This is a genomic window from Bradyrhizobium betae, assembly GCF_004123905.1.
In the GTDB taxonomy this organism is placed as follows: domain Bacteria; phylum Pseudomonadota; class Alphaproteobacteria; order Rhizobiales; family Xanthobacteraceae; genus Bradyrhizobium; species Bradyrhizobium betae_A.
The window spans coordinates 381,791-399,604 of sequence record NZ_MZXW01000053.1 but is presented as its reverse complement, the minus strand read 5'-3'; the positions used below and the strand labels follow the sequence as shown (position 1 = coordinate 399,604).

Below are 17,814 nucleotides of genomic sequence, written 5' to 3'. Positions count from 1 at the left end.
TGCGGCGCACCCTGCGGGCTTCGAAGCAAGATCGATCACATCGATCCGGCTAGCCGGGCTGGCAACTGCGAAACTTAACAGTTCTTCAGCATCCGTAAGCGAGCCCACGGCGCCGTCCGCGCTATAGTCGCGACGCCGACTGCCGCATGCGCTGATCCGGCGCGCCACGAGCAGGGCGCGGCCAAGTGACGCGTCGTCACGGTCTGGCAAGTGCGAAAACCGGCAGCGCCAAGGAGGCATCGCTTGATCACCGACAGAGGTAGCTACTCGATTTCGCACCAGGCGTGGCGCTTGGGAAAGCTCGTCATCTCGTGCGCCGTGCTTGCAGCCGGCAACGCGTCTGCGGAGCCGCGGTACGATCCCGGCGCCAGCGACACCGAGATCCGGATCGGCAACATCATGCCCTACAGCGGCCCCGCGTCGGCTTTCGGCATCATCGGCAAGACGATGAGTGCGTATTTCCGCATGATCAACGACAAGGGCGGGATCAACGGCCGGAAAATCAATTTCATCTCGTATGACGACGCCTACAGTCCATCCCGAGCGGTCGAGCAAGCGCGACGGCTCGTCGAGTATGACGAGGTGCTCGCGATCTTCGCGCCATTCGGCACGGTCAGCAACGCCGCCATCCAGAGGTACATGAACATCCGGCATGTGCCGCAATTGTTCGTCATCACCGGAGCGTCGCACTCGGCCGATCCCGAGCACTTTCCCTGGACCATCGGCTGGCAACCGAGCTACCGAACCGAGGCACGCATCTATGCAGACTATATTCTGCGGCACCATCCAGATGCCAGGATCGGCATTCTCCACCAGAACGACGATTTCGGGCGCGACTATCTGCTGGGGTTGAAGGACATTCTGCAGGACAAGTACGAGCAAATGGTGGTGGCAAGCCTGCCATATGAGGTCAGCGAACCCACGATCGAGTCACAAATCGTCGCGATCAGGACTGCCGCACCCGACATATTCATCGACGTCGCCACGCCAAAATTCGCAGCCCAGTCGATCAGGAAGCTCGCCGAGCTGGACTGGCATCCCGTCCACATCGTGACGAACATCTCGGTCTCGGTCGGCGCGGTGCTGAGACCCGCCGGGCTGCACAACGCAAAGGGGATTCTCAGCGCCGGGTATCAGATGGACGTGACTGATCCGCAGTGGGACAGCCACCCGGGCATGCAGCACTTTCGCGCGTTCATGGCCAAATACTATCCGGAAGCGGATCGGTCGGAGAGCGGACCGCTGGTGGCCTTCAACATGTCGGGTGCGCTCGTGGAGGTGATCAGGCGCTGCGGCGATGATCTGACGCACGAGAGAATCATGCGCGTGGCCACCGATCTCGATCTCGAAATCGAAGGCTACATTCCCGGCATCAGGATAAAGACATCGCCAACGGACTTTCATCCGATCGAGCAGCTCCAGATGATGCGCTTCACCGGCGAGAGATGGGAATGGTTTGGCCCGCTGCTCGATGGACGCACGGACCAGGCGGCGCCTTCGCCCGACTAGGACGCGAAGCTGAGCCGTCGCTGTTGAGGTCAACGTCACGCGACGGCTTCGTGCAAAGACGAAAATGTTCGTTCGATCAATACTGCGGATCCGGCACGCGCATGCGCATGTCTCGCGAGCGGGCCGAGGCGTTCCCGGCATCGCTTTCTCAAGGAGACGTTCGATGACTACACTGAAGCTCTTGTCGGCCGGATTCGTGGCCGCAGCCATGATTGCCTCCCCCGCGATGGCCCGCGAAGGCAACGCGAAGCGCACCAATGTCGAGGCCTATGCGTCGGCTCAGCGCGTGCCTGTCACCTCCAAGCGCGGCTGCGTCCGTGCTCCCGACGTCGGTGCGTATGCGAGCGCTCCCTGGCGTCGGCCGCCCTGCGAGCCCACGTCTGGTTATTGAGCTCGCAAACCGGAGCAAGTCCGGTTGACGCCAAGCGGAAGTTGATCGTCTCAGCGTTCCGGATTTTGGATCTCACGACGAATGCAAGGACGGCGGCTCTCGATGGGGCCGCCGTTCTTGCGACCGGGCGCACGCGATGAGCGCTTCTTCCGGCCATGTCTCCTATTGTGACACACTCCCGACCGCTGTCACGAATTCGTGTATCGAACATGACCGCGTCGGGTGCCAGCATCACCAAGGACGGTCGCGGACCACTGGGAAGCCGTTCTTGACACGCCAACGGCGTCCCCTGTAGGAGACCCGAGCGCATTCAAGCTTTAAAATTCTTGCCAAGGGTCGGTGATTTCAAGGGCGGGCTCGTGATTTCCCCCGGATCACGGCAGCGAAGTTGATGCACGGGACCCTCTATGTCATCGCCGGTTGATCGCACCTACTCTCTCGGACATTGGCTCGTCGATTGCCAACGCAGAGAGCTGAGGCATGACAATGTCACAGTGCCGATCGGAAGCCGCGCGTTCGAAATTCTCGAGAAGCTGGTGGGCTCCGCAGGCCTCCTCGTCACCAAGGACGATTTGATCGCGAGCATCTGGTCGGGCCTGACCGTCGAAGACAACACGCTCCAGGTTCATATTTCGGCCGTCCGGAAGGCACTCGGCGACGATCGCAATCTCCTCAAGACCGTTTCGGGCCGCGGATATACTCTCGCCGGGGCTTGGCAACGCGGGCATCTGGATCACCCCTCGGCCGCACCGGTAACCGTTGCGGCCGATACGCCCTTTTCCAGCAATCTGCCGAGCGTCCGCGCGCCTCTCATCGGACGCGAGGATTGTCTGAGCCAATTGGCCGATGTGCTGTCCGCATATCGGGCCGTGACTCTCGTCGGCCCCGGCGGCATCGGAAAGACCAAGCTTGCGATCGAGCTCGCGCGCAGCATCGCACCCTCGTTCAACGATTCCGTGGCGCTGGTCGAACTCGCGACCCTGCAGGATGCGACCCTCGCGGCATCTGCGACCGCCCGCGCCCTCAAGCTCGCCTGCAATGACAAGGAAGTTTCACCCGCAGGCATTGCCCAGGCGATCGGAACGCGCCGCCTGCTTCTTGTTCTCGACAATTGCGAGCATGTGATCGAAGCCGCCGCGCAGATCGCCAGCGCCGTGCTTCGCTATTGTCCGAACGTCACCGTTCTCGCGACCAGCCGCGAAGGTCTCCGCATCGACGGCGAATATGTTGCGGCCATTCCGGCGCTGTCGGTTCCCGATCCCGACATGCACGATCCCAATCTGCTGCTCCGGGAAAGCGCCGTGCAGCTGTTCGTCGCGCGTACGCGGGCCTTGCGTGCGAGCTTCGCTGCGGGCGCGGAGGAGCTTCAGAAGGTAGCCGCCATCTGCCGCCGCCTCGACGGCATCCCGCTCGCATTGGAATTTGCCGCGGCTCGGGCCGCCAATCTCGGGGTGGACACCGTATTGCTTCGCCTCGACAAGCGCTTCGAGCTCCTGAACGGCGGTCGCCGCGATCAATTGCCGCGCCACCAGACCCTGCGGGCGACGCTGGACTGGAGCTACGATCTGTTGCTACCGGCAGAGCAAAGCCTGCTTTGCCGGCTCGCGGTGTTTCCGGCCGGCTTCACGCTCGATGCGGCCATTGCGATGATGGACGACACCTTGTCGCGATCGGACGTCATCGAAACCCTGTTCAATCTGGTTGGAAAATCGCTCGTGTCGCTGGACCCCTCCTTTGAGGGACGATGGCGCCTCCTGGAGAGCATCCGTGCTTATGCCCTGGAGAAGCTGGCGGACGCAGGCCTTGTCGAACAGGCTGCCAGGCGGCAGGCCGACTTTCTCCGGCAGATCATCGCGCCGCTCGGCGATAGCTCTCCGGCTCCCGACGACATCTCCCGTTTCTCCCAGGAGATCGGAAATGTGCATACGGCACTCGACTGGGCGTTCTCGCCCGCTGGAGATACCGCGCTTGGCATCGAGCTGACGGCTGGCTTCGTTCCGGTATGGATGCAGTTGCTGTCCTTCGTGGAATGCTCGACGCGTATCGAGTTCGCGCTCGCGCATTTCAGTCCCGAGTTCACCTGCGTTCCAAAACTCAAGGCGCAGCTCTATGTCGCCCTGGGGTTCGCCCTTCTCAACACGACGGGGTCGGCGGATCGCATGAAGGCGGCACTGAACATCGGTCTCGTGCTCGCCGAGGAATTGTCCGACCTCGAGCTTCAGCTCAAGGCCGTCTGGACGTTGTGGAGCTATAACCTCAATTCGGGCCAATATGCCGCGGCCAAGGAGGTCGGGGAGCGCTACCTCGCGATCGCGCTGCGCACCGGAAATCCCGCCAACGAGACGGTTGGCCGTCGCCTGATCGGCGCCGCCACCCATTTCTTCGGCGCACAGGAGGATGCGCGGCGCGAACTGACGCTGTCGCTGGACCATGCGGCTCACGGATTGGACGACGGCGCGAACCAGATGTGGTTCCTGCTGAACCAGAGCGTTCTTGCCAAGGCGATGCTGGCCCGCGTGCTGCTGCTGCAGGGAAAGATCGTCCAGAGCAGATCGCTGGCCGCCGAATGCCTCCAGGAGGCCCAGCGCGAGAAAGACAAGCTTGCGATCGCCTACGCGCTGCGCAACGCGGTCTGCCCGATCGCGCTGATGACGCATGATCTCGCCGCCGCCGATCAGGCGATAGCCTCGCTTCTCGAGCTCGTCACGCGCGAGGGGATCGCATTCTGGACCAGCTGGACGTCCTGCCTGAAGGGGCAATTGCTGGTCCTGCAAGGCAAGCATGACGACGGAATTGCACTGCTGCGCAGCGGCCTGAAGGCGCGGACCGAGAACGGATGGTTGATGCGCAATCCCGAGTTTCTCGGGTCGCTCGCCGAAGGCCTGCTTGCGAGCTGCGAGCCTGCGCAGGCGCTGGCCGCGGTGGAGGAGGCCCTGACCATGTCGCGCCAAGGCCGGCAATTGTGGTGCCTTGCGGACCTGCTGCGGATCAAGGCTGAGATTCTCCTGGCCAACGACCCATCCGATCTCTCGCGTGCCGAAGTGCTGTTCGCCGAGGGACTGTCCGTCGCCAGAGACCAGCAATGCCGATTCTACGAGCTGAAGGTTGCGGCTGCGTGGGCGGGGATCATGGCGAAATCGAACCGCCAGCAGACCGCACTTGATCTCGTCGGCCCGGTCAGCGCTTTGTTCGATCAGGAGATCGATCTTCCCGCAATCGCCTTTGCCCGCGCTCTGGCTGAAATACCGGGCATCTCGCTTTCGACATGCGACAGCGAACGGCCTGCTTCTTGTACGTGCCACTAGGCAAAGGTCTGCAATTTCGCCTCAGCATCCCGGCGGCAGGACCGGCGACACGCCGGGCGTCGCTGCCGCGCCTGAGGCGTTGGCCGGCAACATTGTCGCAGGCTCCGCCAGATTCATCGAGACGCCTTCCGCGCAGGCCGAGCTGTTCGGACTGGGCACCACAGTAGCATTCGGGTCGATACCCGTGCCGCCGGCGCCGCTGGTGTCCGCGACGATCGTGCCGGGCGCGGGGTTTGCGGTCACTTGCGGAATCGACAACGGCAGAGATGCAGCGCTCGTCACCTGCCCTCCCGGCGTCGAGCTGCATGCGACCGTCGCCCCCGTTCCCACTGGCGCAGTCGCGGAGATCGTCCCGATCGAGCTGCTGTTCTGTCCTATGGCCGGCAGCAGCGGAGCCGCGATGCCTGATGTCGAGACGCCTGTAGGCGACACAGTCGGCGTCGCCGGCACCGGCGTGAGCGATGACGATTGCGGAACGCAGACGACCACCGTCCCCGGCGTGGTCGGATCCGAGGCGAGCGGGACGGGCGCCAGCGTCGTATCAGGAGCGCCCGGCACGGTCGTTGCTGAAAACGGCCCCGGACTGTTGAGCGGCGAGATCACGATCGCGCCCGGCACCGTCGGCAGATCCATTGCCGTGCTGCCGGTCGTTGCGACCTGCGCCTGAACAGGCCAGCCGCCAAGCAGGAGAGCCATCACCGCTGCGAACGCGATCCGCATCATCTTACGTGTCCCTAGCTCACTTCGATCTTGCGAACGGTGACCTTGCTGCCTTCGGCCAGATTGACCACCGGATTCAGCACGACCTGATCGCCGGGCTGCACGCCGTCGCGCACTTCCACACTGGTGCCGAAATCCCTGGAGATCGAGACCTGCTGAAAATGAACCGTGCCGTTTCGCACGACCACGACATGCAGACCATTCTGGTCGAAGACGAGTGCGTCGGACGGGATCGTCATCGACGGCGTCTTGCGCGGGATCGATAATTCGACCGTGCAATAGATGCCCGGACTGAGCAGACCATCGGGATTGGGCACGTCGATCTCGGTCAGCAGCGTCCGGCTCCCCGGCTGCAGCGCGGTCGCGATCCGCGTGACCTTGCCGGCAAACGTCCGCCCCGGAATCTCGGGGACGCGAATATCCGCATCGACGCCCGGGCCAAGTCCGAACGCCTCGTCCTGCGGCACGAAGACCTGGGTTCGGATCACGTCGGAATGCATCATCGTGAACATGAAGGTCGACCCGGCTGACACCAGGCTGCCATTGTCCACGTTGCGCTGCGTGACCACGCCGTCGAACGGCGCCACCACGCGCTGGTAAGCCTTCTCCTGCTGGAGGACCCGAATCTGCGCTTGCTGCGCCGTGATGTTCGACTGGGCGACACCCACCGCGCCCTGCTGCGCGCGCAGGGTGAGGCGGTCATTGTCGCCCTGCTGTGCCGTCAACCAACCTTGCTTGACAAGATTGCTGTCACGCGAGTTGGTGACGTCGGCGAGCTCCCGGCTCGCCTGCGCCTGCTGAAGCGCGGCCTGGTCCTGGGCGAGCGTCGCCTGTGCCTGCGCGATCTGCTGATCCAGCTCGGGAGCGGTGATTTCAGCAAGCAGATCGCCCTTCTTGACCCGGTCGCCGATATCGACGTAGCGCTTCTCGATATAGCCGCTGGTCCGCGCGAAGATGTTGGCCGCCTCGAATGCGGTTGTGGTCGCCGGCAAGCTCACCTTCATGATGTCGCCGCTGGGCTTGACTGTCGCCACCCGAACTTCCGGAACGTTGGTCCGAACCTGTTCTGCGACTGCGGCAACGTCACGCGCGGCCTCATAGTGCCGCCAGCCGCCGATGCCGAGACCGCCCGCAAGCAGCAGCAGCACGCCTCCTCCGAGCAACGCACCACCGTAACGGCGTCCGGATCGCGCGCCCTTGCCCGGCAACTCCACGATCCGCAAACTTTCCCCCCCGGGGCGGTCACTCGCCTCGTCGTCATTGGGCCGTGCGCGAACGTCACTCATTCCGGTTGCTCCTCGAATACGCCGTGGCGAGGCTTGCCGTCATTGCCCTTGCGCAGCATGGCAAACAGATAAGGCACAATCAGCAAGGTGGTCGGGGTTGCGAACAGCAGCCCGCCGATGACCGCCCGCGCGAGCGCCGCATTCTGCTCTTCGCCCGGCCCGCCGATCGCCATCGGGATCATGCCCACGATCATCGCCGCCGCGGTCATCAGCACCGGCCGGATCCTCGTCCGGCCGGCGCTCAGCGCTGCCTGGAACGCGGAATGTCCCTTCAATTGCTCGTCACGCGCAAAGGTCACGAGCAGGATGGAATTTGCGGAGGCGACGCCGACCGCCATGATGGCGCCCATCAGCGACGGCACGTTCAGCGTCGTCCCCGTGATGAACAGCATCGTCACGATGCCGCAGAATGTCGCCGGCAGCGCCAGGATGACGACGAACGGGTCGCCGAAATTCTGGTAGTTCACGACCATCAGCAGGTACACGAGGATCGCCGCGAACAGCAGCCCTACTCCGAGATCGCGAAACGACTGATGCATGCTCTGGATCTGTCCCAGAACCTGAATCGAATTGCCCGGCTGGAGCTGCTTCTGGAGGGTTGACGTCACCCTCTCGATATCGGCTGCAACGCTGCCGAGATCGCGGCCCTGCACGCTCGCGTAGACGTCATACACCGGCTGGACATTGGCCTGGTTCGCATTGGTGGGAACGGTGCCCCGCTTGAAGGTCGCGACATTGCTGAGCAGGCCGGGCACCGTCTGCCCGCTTGCGGCAAGCGAGGCCGACACCGGCGTGTTGCCCAGGGCGTTCAGAGAATTGGCCCTGTATTCGGGTGTCTGCACCGCCAAATAATAGGGGATGCCCGACGTCGGATCCGTCCAGAAATTCGGCGAGACCTGCGCCGACGATGAGAGGCTGACATTGATGTTGGTCGCAACCGTGCTGGCATTGAGGCCGAGTTGCGCGGCGCGGGTGCGGTCGATATCGGCGTAGAAGGCGGGCGCATCGACCTCCTGCTGGAGATGCGCATCGACCACACCGGGGATCGCCGCAAGGCTCCTCTGGAGCTCCTTGGCTACGGCCAGATTGTTGGTGCCGTAGCCGACCGTGCGGACATCGATCTGCGCGGGAAGACCGAAGTTCAGGATCTGCGTGACGATGTCGGCCGCCTGGAAATAGAAGGTGTCCTCCGGGAATGCCGATGGCAGCACCTGCCGCAGCTTCCTGATGTAATCCGAGGTCGGCTTGTGCCCGTCCTTCAGCGACACGAGGATGGTGCCGTCGTTCACCCCGATCGTCGAGCCGTCCGTGAATGCGAGATTGTAGGCACGCGCGGGCAGGCCGATATTGTCGACGATCAGCGCGCGGTCGTGCTCCGGGATGACTTCGCGGATCTTGTCCTCGACCGCCTGGAAAATCGCTTCCGTCCGCTCGATCCGCGTGCCCGCGGGCGCGCGAACATGAAGCTGGATCTGACCGCCGTCGATCAGGGGATAGAAGTCCCGGCCGACATAGGCGAACATGGTGGCGCCGAGCGCCAGCACCAGCACGGCGACGACAGGTATGATCACGCGACGCCGCAGCAGCGTCAGCAGGAGATTGGAATAGCCATCGCGCAGGCGCTCGAACCCGCGCTCGAACGCAGCCGAGGCGCGCCCAAATATGCCCGTCGGGCGCTCGCCCTCGCCATGACGGTGCTCGCTCTTCAAGAGCAAACCGATGGTGATCGGCGTGAGCGTCCGCGACAGCCCGTAGGACGCCAGCATCGCGAACACCACGGCGAGGCCAAGCGGCGTGAACAGATATTTGGCCGGGCCCTCCAGGAATACGACCGAGGTGAACACGCAGCTGATCGCGAGCGTCGAGACCAGCGTCGGGATGGCGATTTCTGCTGCGCCATGCAGGGTCGCATCCGGCAGCGGCATGCCTTCCTCGGTCCAGAGGCGGTGTGTGTTCTCGATCGTCACGGTCGAATCGTCGACGAGGATGCCGACCGCAAGGGCAAGGCCGCCGAGCGTCATGGTGTTGAGGGTCTCGCCGAGGAAATACAGCACGATCAGCGAGGACAGCATCGCGAGCGGAATCGAGATCAGGACGACCAGCGTCGATCGCCATGATCCCAGGAACACCAGGATCATCAGTGCCGTGAGGCCGGCCGCGATGGCGCCTTCGCGCAGCACGCCGTCGACCGAATGGGTGACGAAGATCGACTGGTCGAACAGCTCGTTGATCTTCAACCCCGCCGGGGCCGACGCGCGGATCGAAGCCAACGCGTGCTTCACGCCGTTCACGACGGCGAGGGTGGAGGCATTTCCGTTCTTGATGACGCTGAGCAGGACGGCGCGGTGGCCGTCCTCACGCACGATGTTCTGCTGCACCTGGGCGCCGTCGCGGACCTGGGCGACGTCTTTCAGGAAGATGGTGGCCCCGTTCGCGAACTTAACCGGGATCATGTTGAGATCCTGGATCGTGGCCGGCGTCGCGTTGGTGCGAACGGTGTATTGGGTGTCGCCGATCTTGGTCGTGCCGGTCGGAAGTGTCAGGTTCTGGGTGTTCACCGCGTTGACGATGTCGAGCGGCGTCAACCCGCGCGACAAGAGCTTGTTCGGATCGATGTCGACCATGATCTGGCGATATTTGCCGCCGGCAGGCGTGGGCAAGGTCACGCCCGGAACGGGAGCCAGCTGCTGGCGAACCCGGTAGATGCCGAAATCGTAGAGCTGCTGCTCGTTCAGGCTGTTCGACTCGAGGCTGAGCTGGAGCACCGGCACGCTCGAGGCGTTGAACTGCACGATGATCGGCGGCTGGATGCCCGGCGGCATCAGGGCGCGGATGGCGTTGGTCGCCGAGACGATCTGCGAGATCGCGAGGTCGAGATTGACGTCCGGCTGGAAGTAGATCTTCTGAATCGACAGGCCATTGAGGGTCTGTGCCTCGATGTTCTTGATGCCGCTGACGTTGGCGCTGATCGAATACTGGCTATAGGTGCTGACGCGCTGCTCCATCTCCGGCGTCGACAGGCCGGTGTAGCTCCAGATCACCGTGACGACAGGGATCCGGATCTCCGGGAAGATGTCGGTCGGCATCGAGCGGATCGCGATGCCGCCGAGGAACAGAATCAGCGCGGCCAGCACATAGAATGTATGTGGCAGCCGCAGCGCGAAGCGAACAATTCCCATGGGGGTCTGCCTGGAGCAAGTGACGCGGGATCGTCGGAGAGATGAGGACGGTCGGAACTCCGTTCAAATGAAAACGAATTCAGGCACTCCATGCCGTGCCGCGCGCCGCATCCTGCGCAGCGCACATGACGGCCCGCTTGACCTTGGCAAAGGCACGCATCTCGATCTGCCTGACACGCTCGCTGGAGATCGACAATTCGCGGGCCAACTGATCGAGCGTCACCGGGCATTCCGTCAACCGCCGCGCCTCGAAGACACGCCGTTCCCGTGCCGCAAGCCCGCCCAGCGCCACACGCAAGGCCTTGGTGCGCCGCTCCATCTGGTCGTGATCGACGAGCACCGTCTCCGCATCGACCGCGCCATTGACCAGCAAGGCCTCCAGCTCGGTTCCGCCGTCCTCGTCGCCGACGCGCGCGTTGAGCGACATGTCGCCATTGAGCCGCACGTCCATCTCGATCACATCGCGCGCCGTGACCTCGAGCTTACCGGCGATCAATTCGGCGACGTCGGGCGTGAGCGCGACCATCACGCCGCCGGTGGCTCGCCTGATCTCGCTGCGCAGCTTGAAAAACAGCTTCTTCTGCGCCGCTGTCGTCCCGATCCTGACCAGCGACCACGACCGCAGGATGTAATCGCGAATGGCCGCCTTGATCCACCAGACCGCATAGGTCGAGAAGCGCGCACCGCGGCCGGGCTCGAAGCGCGACGCTGCAATCACGAGGCCCAGATTCGCTTCGGCGATCAGATCGACCAGCGGCAAGCCATATCCCTTGTAGCTGCGCGCCAGCTTGGCGGCGAGCCGGAGATGGCTGGTGACGAGCGCGTCCGCCGCGCTCCGGTCCCGCGTCTGCTGCCAGCGACGTGCGAGCTGCTGCTCCTGATCCTGCTCGAGCAGGTCGTATCGCCTGATGGTCGCGGAATACGCACTGAGGAACGGGGCCGGCAGCGATGCACCCGGCGCAGCAGGCGGATCGTTCCTCGCAATTTCGTGGCTAGTCAGCATCTGTCACTCCCACATTCCAGGCCGGCTGATTGATCTCGAAAGCATCGCGCATGATTGGCTCATCCCATCTGGTCGGCGTCTGCGTGCTGCAATGTCCTGAACCGGCGGCTGGCGGCGTTGCCCGCTCGTCCGGTCCAGGCAAGGATCTCGATCCGGCCTCCGGGAGCCGGACCAATGATCAGCCGAAAGCCGTGCAGCTTGACGATGGCCGCGACCAGGCTCAGTCCGAGCCCCACGCCCGGCGTGTGGCGCATCTTGTCGGAGCGATAGAACCGCCGCAGCACCGCCTCGCGTTCCTGCTCGCTGATGCCGGGCCCGGTATCGCGCACGCACACGAGTGCGGTGTCGTCCTCCGCTTCCAGCGCGAGCTCGACCCGTCCGCCTGATGGCGTAAACTTGACGGCATTGTCGACGAGATTGGCAACCGCCTCGAACAGCAGGTCGCGGTCGCCCCACACCTGCACATTGCGATCGACGACCACACCGAGCACGATGTGTTTGTCCTCGGCAATCGGCTCGTAGACGTCGCAGACCTCCCGCAGGATCTCGTCGAGCGCGACGTCGCCGAAGCCTGACATGCGGCGGTTGTTCTCGATCTCGGTCAGCCGCAAGAGAGCGGTGACGATCGCAAGCGACTGGTCGATGCCGGCGATGGCCTTGTCCGCGATCTCCTGGAGCTGCTCCAGCGTTGCCGCATGCGTTCGACCACGTTCCAGCGCCAGGCGGACGCGCGTGAGCGGCGTCCTGAGATCATGAGCAATGTCGTTGCCGACCCCGGCAAGCGCATTGATCATCGTCTCCATCTCGTCGAGCATGCCGTTGACGATTTTGGCCAGCCGCGCGAAGGAATCGTCCGTCTTGCCTTCCCGCAGCCGCTCGCGCAACTCGCCGGCGACGATGCGCTGGACCCGCTGGTTGACTTCCTCCACGCGCCTCTGGGCACGCGCGCTCAGCCAGACACCCGCCAGCAGGCAGAGGCTGAAGGCCGGCAGCAGGCCCAGGGCCAAGGCCTGCCCCACGACACTCGATATCTCGCGCGTCTCGTCGACATTGCGGCCCATCACCAGGACATCGCCACTGTCGAGACGCCTGCCGACCGTCCTGACGACGGGACTGTGAGCTGCCGGTTTATCGAACAGATCGAGCCGCACGCCCTGCACCGCGCCGTCGAGCCCGAGCGCACGCGGCAAATGGTCGATGTTGCCGGCGAGGCGCGTGCCGGCGGCATCGAACAGTCCCGCGTACTGCACGCCCCTGGAATCCTGATCGAGATGATCCGTGATCGCGCCGATGCGGCGCGCCGGCGGCAGGTCCGCGATGAAGTGGATCTGCGTGGTGATCATGCGATCGGATCGCGTGACCAGATAGTCGTCGAGCTTCCAGTAGATGAACGCGAACAGGGCGAGCACGAACAACGCGAAGGCGGCCGCCACGGCCAGGGCCCAGAGGAACGTACTGGAGCGGATCAACTGAGCCCGATACATCCCGTGCCCCTATTGCCGCGAGCGCAGGACGAAGCCGGAGCCGCGGACGTTGCGGATCAGCTGCATCTCTCCGGGGCCGTCGACCTTGTGACGAAGCCGGCCCATATGCACGTCGATCAGGTTCGTGGTCGCCGGGACGAATTTGTAGTTCCAAACCTCCTCGAGCAGCATCGCGCGCGTCAGCAGCTGGTCGTTCCGGCGCATCATGTATTCGAGCAGGCGGAATTCGCGCGGCAGCAGGTCGAGCTCGCGCTCGCCGCGCCGCGCGGTGCGCTGGATCAGGTCGATCTCGAGCGGCCCGACACGCAAAATGGTCTCGCAGCTGTCGACCGGACGGCGCAATAGCGCCTCGATCCGCGCAACCAGCTCGACGAGCGCGAACGGTTTTGTCAGGTAATCATCGCCGCCGATGCGCAATCCGCGCACACGATCATCCACCGCGCCGAGCGCGCTCAGGACCAGGACGGGTGTCCTGACTTGATCATTGCGCAGCGCCTCGATGACGGTGAGCCCGTCCATGCCCGGCAGCATGCGATCGACGATCATTGCATCCGGGCTCGACGCGCGCGCCCGGTCGAGACCGTCGACGCCGTCAGCGGCCCATTGCACCTCGAAGCCGCGATCGGCGAGCTCGGCGACAATCGCCTCGGCGGTCTCGGCATCGTCCTCGATCAGGAGAATCCGGTTCATGATCTTCGGCCCATGGTCCGCGCGGCGCCTGAGTGCGCGGCGGGAAAGCACGGGCTCGGCGTCGCGCGGCATCATGCTCAGTGCCTGCGTGTGTCGAACGCGCGGCGCTGATGCCGCCTCATGCCGGCTACCCGCTGCGCTACGAGATAGTGCTGCGGCGCACGGGTCGCCACTAAATTGCGGTTCATGATGTCGGCCGCGCGCCGTGCCAACATTGCAAATGTAACAGCGATGCGTCTTGCCAATGTCGTGATCATCTTTCGGGCTCCACTGCCAACTGCGCTGGATCGAACATAGGCTCTCAACGCACGCGCTGTAGTTTCAGGGGCCACGGATGTTATGTATTCGCACGATCGTGGTCGCGGCGCTGACCAGGCTCACAGGCCGTTGAAATCCAGTGAGCAATTCGTGCGTTTGAATCGCGCGCCGTCGTTCACACCTTGATGACGAGCCGGCTTGGTTCGGCCTGATGTCATCAATGGAGAGAGCGAATGACCACGTCCAGATTGTTGTCGATGGGATTGATTGCAGCCGCCATGCTGGGTGGCCCCGTGATGGCGCGCGAGCACCATCGCGTCGTGCGGCAGCCCGCGATGGAGGCCGATACGGTCTCAACGAACGCGCCCTTCTATTATCCGGGCGAACGCGCCTGCATTCCGGCACCGCGCGTCGGCGCCTTCGCCACCGCGCCGTGGACCGGCAACAACGTGCCGTGCGAACCCGGCACCGGCAGCTACTGATCGCGCCAACGCGGCCGGCGGTGTAACTCCGCTGCCGCTGCTCATGGAATGACAGGGAGCGGGCTGTTTCATTCAGCCCGCTCCCTCGCGCGCGTCGCGGCCACGCGCGGCGAGATGATCTTCGGTCGGCACGCCTGATATCTGACGCAAAATTCAGTTGGATTGCCGTGTAGCGCACCTACCTCTCCCTCATCACGGGCCCAGTCATCGACAGCTTCGCGTGCAGCATGGCCGGGCCGCTCAACACGAGAGGAGTTTTCCATGACACGCGCAATCATGATTCTGGCAACAGCGGCACTCGCCTCGACGCTCGCCATCGGCGCGGCCAACGCGCATGGCGGTGGTGGCGGCGGCCACGGCGGCTTTGGCGGTGGGGGCTTCGGCGGCGGACATGCGGGCTTTGGCGGCGGCGCGCATTTCGGCGGCATGGGCCATGAGGGAGGTTTTGGCGGCGGCGCCCACTTCGGCGGCGAGCATCTCGGCTTCGCCGGTCATGCCGGCGACTTTCGCCAGCATGCATTTCACCGCTACGGTCGGGGCGGATATGGAGTCTACGGCGCCTATCCGGATTGCTATGACTGGTACGAGCTGCATCCCGACCGGCCATTGCCGCTGAGCTGCAGCTAGCTCAGCGCGCACCGCGCCGATCGGTCCGGACTGCGCAGCATCGCGATCCGGGCTGATCGCGTTGCGCAGTCACGTGGCTGTGGAGATGCGATCCGGCGAAACACACAGTTTCGCATTCTCGCGGCATGTTTCGCCCGAGCTTTGCGTCGTCGCTTCACCCTCGTAAGCCAAGAGGGCGCAGGGAAGGTCGGGTGCCGGCTGGCACCCGCGGTCCGCTGCGCGAAGATGGTGCGCAAAAGAACCGCACAGCAGCATACAGGTGTAGCCAATCACTCGGCCTTCCCTGCGCGATGGTTGGGACGGCGTATGCCGTGCTCTCCCGGGAGCCGAGTTCCTTCTGGCCTCCCTCACCTTCGCGAATTGACGATGCTGTCCGCCCGGTTGGGCTCGCACACACCTCCGCGAAAGCTTGACCGTAGCAACGACGGCCAGGACCACACGGTTTTGCCGTACGCGCGGCTCGCCATTTCGCCGCAGTTTTCCCGGCCCTGTCGACGGAGCCGGAAACTTACAGGCGAGACGAACCTAACAGCGCCGCTCGTCCGCACGCGGCCGCGAGCTCACAGGGACTACCCGCCCTGCCCGCACCTCTCGTGCCGACGCTGCCGCGTCCACCGCAAGCCCGGCTCGCAATCAAGACGACACGAGATCGCCCCTCAAGGAAAGAGCCGGGATGGGCGAGATGTACGATATTTCCGAATTTCGGTAAAGCGGAATATTTTTGCGGGGAGGGGTTGACGGGGTGGCGGGTGTTTTGCCCGACGGGAGCTGCGGACTTGTTCGAAGCCGCCAGGTGAAGAAGCCGGCGGCTTTTTTCCGTCCTGCAAAGCGAAACGGGCGACCGGGGGCAACGACGCCGGTTTGTGGCGGATGGGATACCGCCCGGAGCCGAGACCTCTCGCGGCTATGAACCGCCCGGGCCCTTTCGCTCCTCGCGTTCGTCCTCGATTTGCCCTTCGGCTTCGAGCCAGAACTCCAAGTCGCGATCGATCGGCTGGCCGGCCTGCTCCCAGAGTTCGTAGGCACGCGCGCGCACCTGGCCGCGCAGCATCATGCGACGGAGCTTTCGCTTCAACTCCTCCGCAAAGCTCCTGAACCGCTGGACGGTGGTCTCGTCCTTGACGAGCGCGGCTGCTCGCGTTGCGAGTTCAATCTGGTGCTCGATCTTCTGCTGCTCGTCCACTGCAAGCACTGCCATAAAAACGGATTGATTCAGCGCCGTGCCGTTCAGACATTGAATTCGTTTCCGGGACGTTCTGTTCCTTCGAATAACAGCGCGGCTTGAAATGCCCTGGGACGATCGCCGCTTTAGTGCCACGTCGTATCCGCGTCGACGATCACCGCGCTGATTTCCGGGTCTTCGGTCGTGTTGCAGGTGCAGGGCATGCCCTCACCGCAGCGGCAGCCGCCGAGCTTATCGCTCCAGACCCGGAGTGGATGGTTTTCGCAGTCCCATCCCAGACCCTGGCAGAACGGGCAGATCTTGTCGGTTACAGTGTATCCGGCGTCCGCAACGTGCTCGCCTTGTCCTCGTTGCGCAGCTCCTGCTCGGCCGCGTGCCAAAACTCTTCCTCACGGCCTTTGGGCTTGCCGGCCTGCTCCCACAAGCGGTGCGCGCGGTCTCTGATCTCTTGCTCGGTCGGCTCGGACAATTGCATCTCCTGCTGTGAAGCACGGCCCACCCTGGGGATATGGGGGGCTTGGAGGCGGGCCGTGCAGGCCAGCGATCGGCGGCGATTCTGGCCCGCGGATTCAAGCCTTGATCGTGCGCGGGAGTTCCTAGCCGCGCGTGCGATCCGGCGTGCCTTTTGTCCGACCCGCGTTGAGGAATGCAGTGGGACGTTGCCGCGCGAAGGGACATGCCGGACAACGGCACAGCAAGACATGGGTCACGCTGATGGACCCAAGTCGCGGCTGACAGATATCGGGAAAGAGGTGAGATCGAAATGGTCGCGGGAGAGGGACTCGAACCCCCGACCCCAGGATTATGATTCCCGCGCTCTGACCAGCTGAGCTACCCCGCCACGGGGATCGCGGCGGCCTGATACGGCCGAGCTCGCGAACGCGCGGCATATAAGGAAGCGGCGCGGCTGCGGAACCTCTCGCCTTGGTCAGCCAGCCACGTTCGTCGCACGCCTACGTCCGTCCGATCAGCTGAGCGATCTCCCAGACATGACCTGACGGGTCGGCGAAGGATGCGGTTCGCCGTCCCCATGGACGGTCGACCGGGCCATTGAGCAGCTCGACACCAATCCTTCGAAGGGCGGAGCACACCTCATCGACGTCGGCGACCCTGATCGTCAACAGTGCGCGGGCTCCTCCGGAAGACGGCCCAACAGGCAACGGCTCGACGAGCTGAGGCGCCTGAGACATATCAAGAAGATTGATCAGGAGCCCGCCGAATCTCAATACAGACGACACGGCATCCTCCCAGACTGTCTCGGCTGTGAAAACCTTGCCGTAGAACGCCTTCGAAGACGCAATGTCATCGACGAACAGCGTGATGACTTCGACTTCGCTTGGCAGACCATTGACCATGTCGCTCACTCCCCACCGTTATGGCGCCTGCTTGCGCAAACAGCACAACCGACCGCTCTCACAGACCCGGCGCCATGCATCGGGATTGGCCGAGTTCTGCCGAGCGATCAAATGGGAGCCTGGGGAGTTAATTGGTAGCGGGAGAGGGACTCGAACCCCCGACCCCAGGATTATGATTCCCGTGCTCTAACCAGCTGAGCTACCCCGCCACAGGGTCGCGAACGGCTGTTACGGCCGATCTCGCGAACGCGCGGCATATAATGAGGGGGGCGGCGGGAAGTCAATCCGCGTTTGCGAAAAGCTTCCCCCTCCCGCCTAAGCCAAGGCTATGGCGAGACAAGT

The 17,814-nt window shown here is 63.9% G+C and carries 14 protein-coding genes, 2 tRNA genes and 1 pseudogene; 5 read left to right on the top strand and 12 right to left on the bottom strand.

Going from position 1 to position 17,814, the window contains the following annotated elements; genetic code table 11:
* Positions 1–243: 243 nt before the first annotated feature.
* The 3 genes and pseudogenes from B5V03_RS37080 to B5V03_RS43105 form a co-directional block, all read left to right on the top strand.
* Positions 244–1,509 carry an ABC transporter substrate-binding protein gene (locus tag B5V03_RS37080; RefSeq protein ID WP_433995370.1) on the top strand — a complete coding sequence of 422 codons (1,266 nt, stop codon included), beginning with the start codon at positions 244–246 and terminating at the stop codon, positions 1,507–1,509.
* A gap of 163 nt (positions 1,510–1,672) precedes the next feature.
* Positions 1,673–1,900, top strand: a complete 228-nt coding sequence (locus B5V03_RS41885; protein ID WP_164988531.1) for a hypothetical protein — start codon at positions 1,673–1,675, stop codon at positions 1,898–1,900.
* Positions 1,901–2,307: 407 nt separating this feature from the next.
* Positions 2,308–2,592 (top strand): annotated as a pseudogene (locus B5V03_RS43105) (winged helix-turn-helix domain-containing protein); the annotation flags it as partial.
* A 2,634-nt stretch (positions 2,593–5,226) separates the two neighbouring features.
* On the opposite strand, the gene B5V03_RS41880 reads toward B5V03_RS43105, so the two are convergent.
* From B5V03_RS41880 to B5V03_RS41875, 7 genes are all read right to left on the bottom strand, one after another.
* Positions 5,227–5,928, bottom strand: coding sequence for a hypothetical protein (locus B5V03_RS41880; RefSeq protein ID WP_164988530.1), 702 nt, complete (start codon positions 5,926–5,928; stop codon positions 5,227–5,229).
* Positions 5,929–5,939: 11 nt separating this feature from the next.
* Positions 5,940–7,211, bottom strand: a complete 1,272-nt coding sequence (locus tag B5V03_RS37060; protein ID WP_129275343.1) for an efflux RND transporter periplasmic adaptor subunit — start codon at positions 7,209–7,211, stop codon at positions 5,940–5,942.
* On the bottom strand, positions 7,208–10,390 hold the full coding sequence (locus tag B5V03_RS37055) for an efflux RND transporter permease subunit (RefSeq protein WP_129275342.1): 3,183 nt from the start codon (positions 10,388–10,390) through the stop codon (positions 7,208–7,210). The genes B5V03_RS37060 and B5V03_RS37055 overlap by 4 nt, the downstream gene beginning before the upstream one ends.
* A gap of 79 nt (positions 10,391–10,469) precedes the next feature.
* Complete coding sequence (gene rpoH, locus B5V03_RS37050) at positions 10,470–11,393, bottom strand: RNA polymerase sigma factor RpoH (RefSeq protein ID WP_129275341.1); 924 nt, start codon at positions 11,391–11,393, stop codon at positions 10,470–10,472.
* 59 nt (positions 11,394–11,452) lie between these two features.
* Complete coding sequence (locus B5V03_RS37045; RefSeq protein ID WP_129275340.1) at positions 11,453–12,877, bottom strand: sensor histidine kinase; 1,425 nt, start codon at positions 12,875–12,877, stop codon at positions 11,453–11,455.
* Between the two features lie 9 nt (positions 12,878–12,886).
* Positions 12,887–13,567: a response regulator transcription factor gene (locus B5V03_RS37040; RefSeq protein WP_164988529.1), complete on the bottom strand. Its 681-nt coding sequence runs from the start codon at positions 13,565–13,567 to the stop codon at positions 12,887–12,889.
* Positions 13,568–13,644: 77 nt separating this feature from the next.
* Positions 13,645–13,824 carry a hypothetical protein gene (locus B5V03_RS41875; protein ID WP_164988528.1) on the bottom strand — a complete coding sequence of 60 codons (180 nt, stop codon included), beginning with the start codon at positions 13,822–13,824 and terminating at the stop codon, positions 13,645–13,647.
* A gap of 234 nt (positions 13,825–14,058) precedes the next feature.
* On the opposite strand from B5V03_RS41875, the gene B5V03_RS37035 reads away from it, so the two are divergent.
* The gene (locus B5V03_RS37035; protein ID WP_129275338.1) at positions 14,059–14,307 is read left to right on the top strand and encodes a hypothetical protein; all 249 of its coding nucleotides are present in this window, start codon (positions 14,059–14,061) and stop codon (positions 14,305–14,307) included.
* Positions 14,308–14,568: 261 nt separating this feature from the next.
* Positions 14,569–14,934: a hypothetical protein gene (locus B5V03_RS37030; protein ID WP_129275337.1), complete on the top strand. Its 366-nt coding sequence runs from the start codon at positions 14,569–14,571 to the stop codon at positions 14,932–14,934.
* A gap of 904 nt (positions 14,935–15,838) precedes the next feature.
* On the opposite strand, the gene B5V03_RS37015 is transcribed toward B5V03_RS37030, so the two are convergent.
* The 5 genes from B5V03_RS37015 to B5V03_RS36990 all read right to left on the bottom strand — a co-directional run bounded on the left by B5V03_RS37015 (position 15,839) and on the right by B5V03_RS36990 (position 17,681).
* Positions 15,839–16,132 carry a DUF2934 domain-containing protein gene (locus B5V03_RS37015; RefSeq protein ID WP_129275336.1) on the bottom strand — a complete coding sequence of 98 codons (294 nt, stop codon included), beginning with the start codon at positions 16,130–16,132 and terminating at the stop codon, positions 15,839–15,841.
* A gap of 292 nt (positions 16,133–16,424) precedes the next feature.
* Positions 16,425–16,586: a DUF2934 domain-containing protein gene (locus B5V03_RS37005; RefSeq protein WP_129275334.1), complete on the bottom strand. Its 162-nt coding sequence runs from the start codon at positions 16,584–16,586 to the stop codon at positions 16,425–16,427.
* A 295-nt stretch (positions 16,587–16,881) separates the two neighbouring features.
* Positions 16,882–16,958, bottom strand: a tRNA-Met gene (locus tag B5V03_RS37000).
* 112 nt (positions 16,959–17,070) lie between these two features.
* Positions 17,071–17,472, bottom strand: a complete 402-nt coding sequence (locus B5V03_RS36995; protein WP_129275333.1) for a VOC family protein — start codon at positions 17,470–17,472, stop codon at positions 17,071–17,073.
* Between the two features lie 132 nt (positions 17,473–17,604).
* A tRNA-Met gene (locus tag B5V03_RS36990) sits at positions 17,605–17,681 on the bottom strand.
* Between the last annotated feature and the right edge of the window lie 133 nt (positions 17,682–17,814).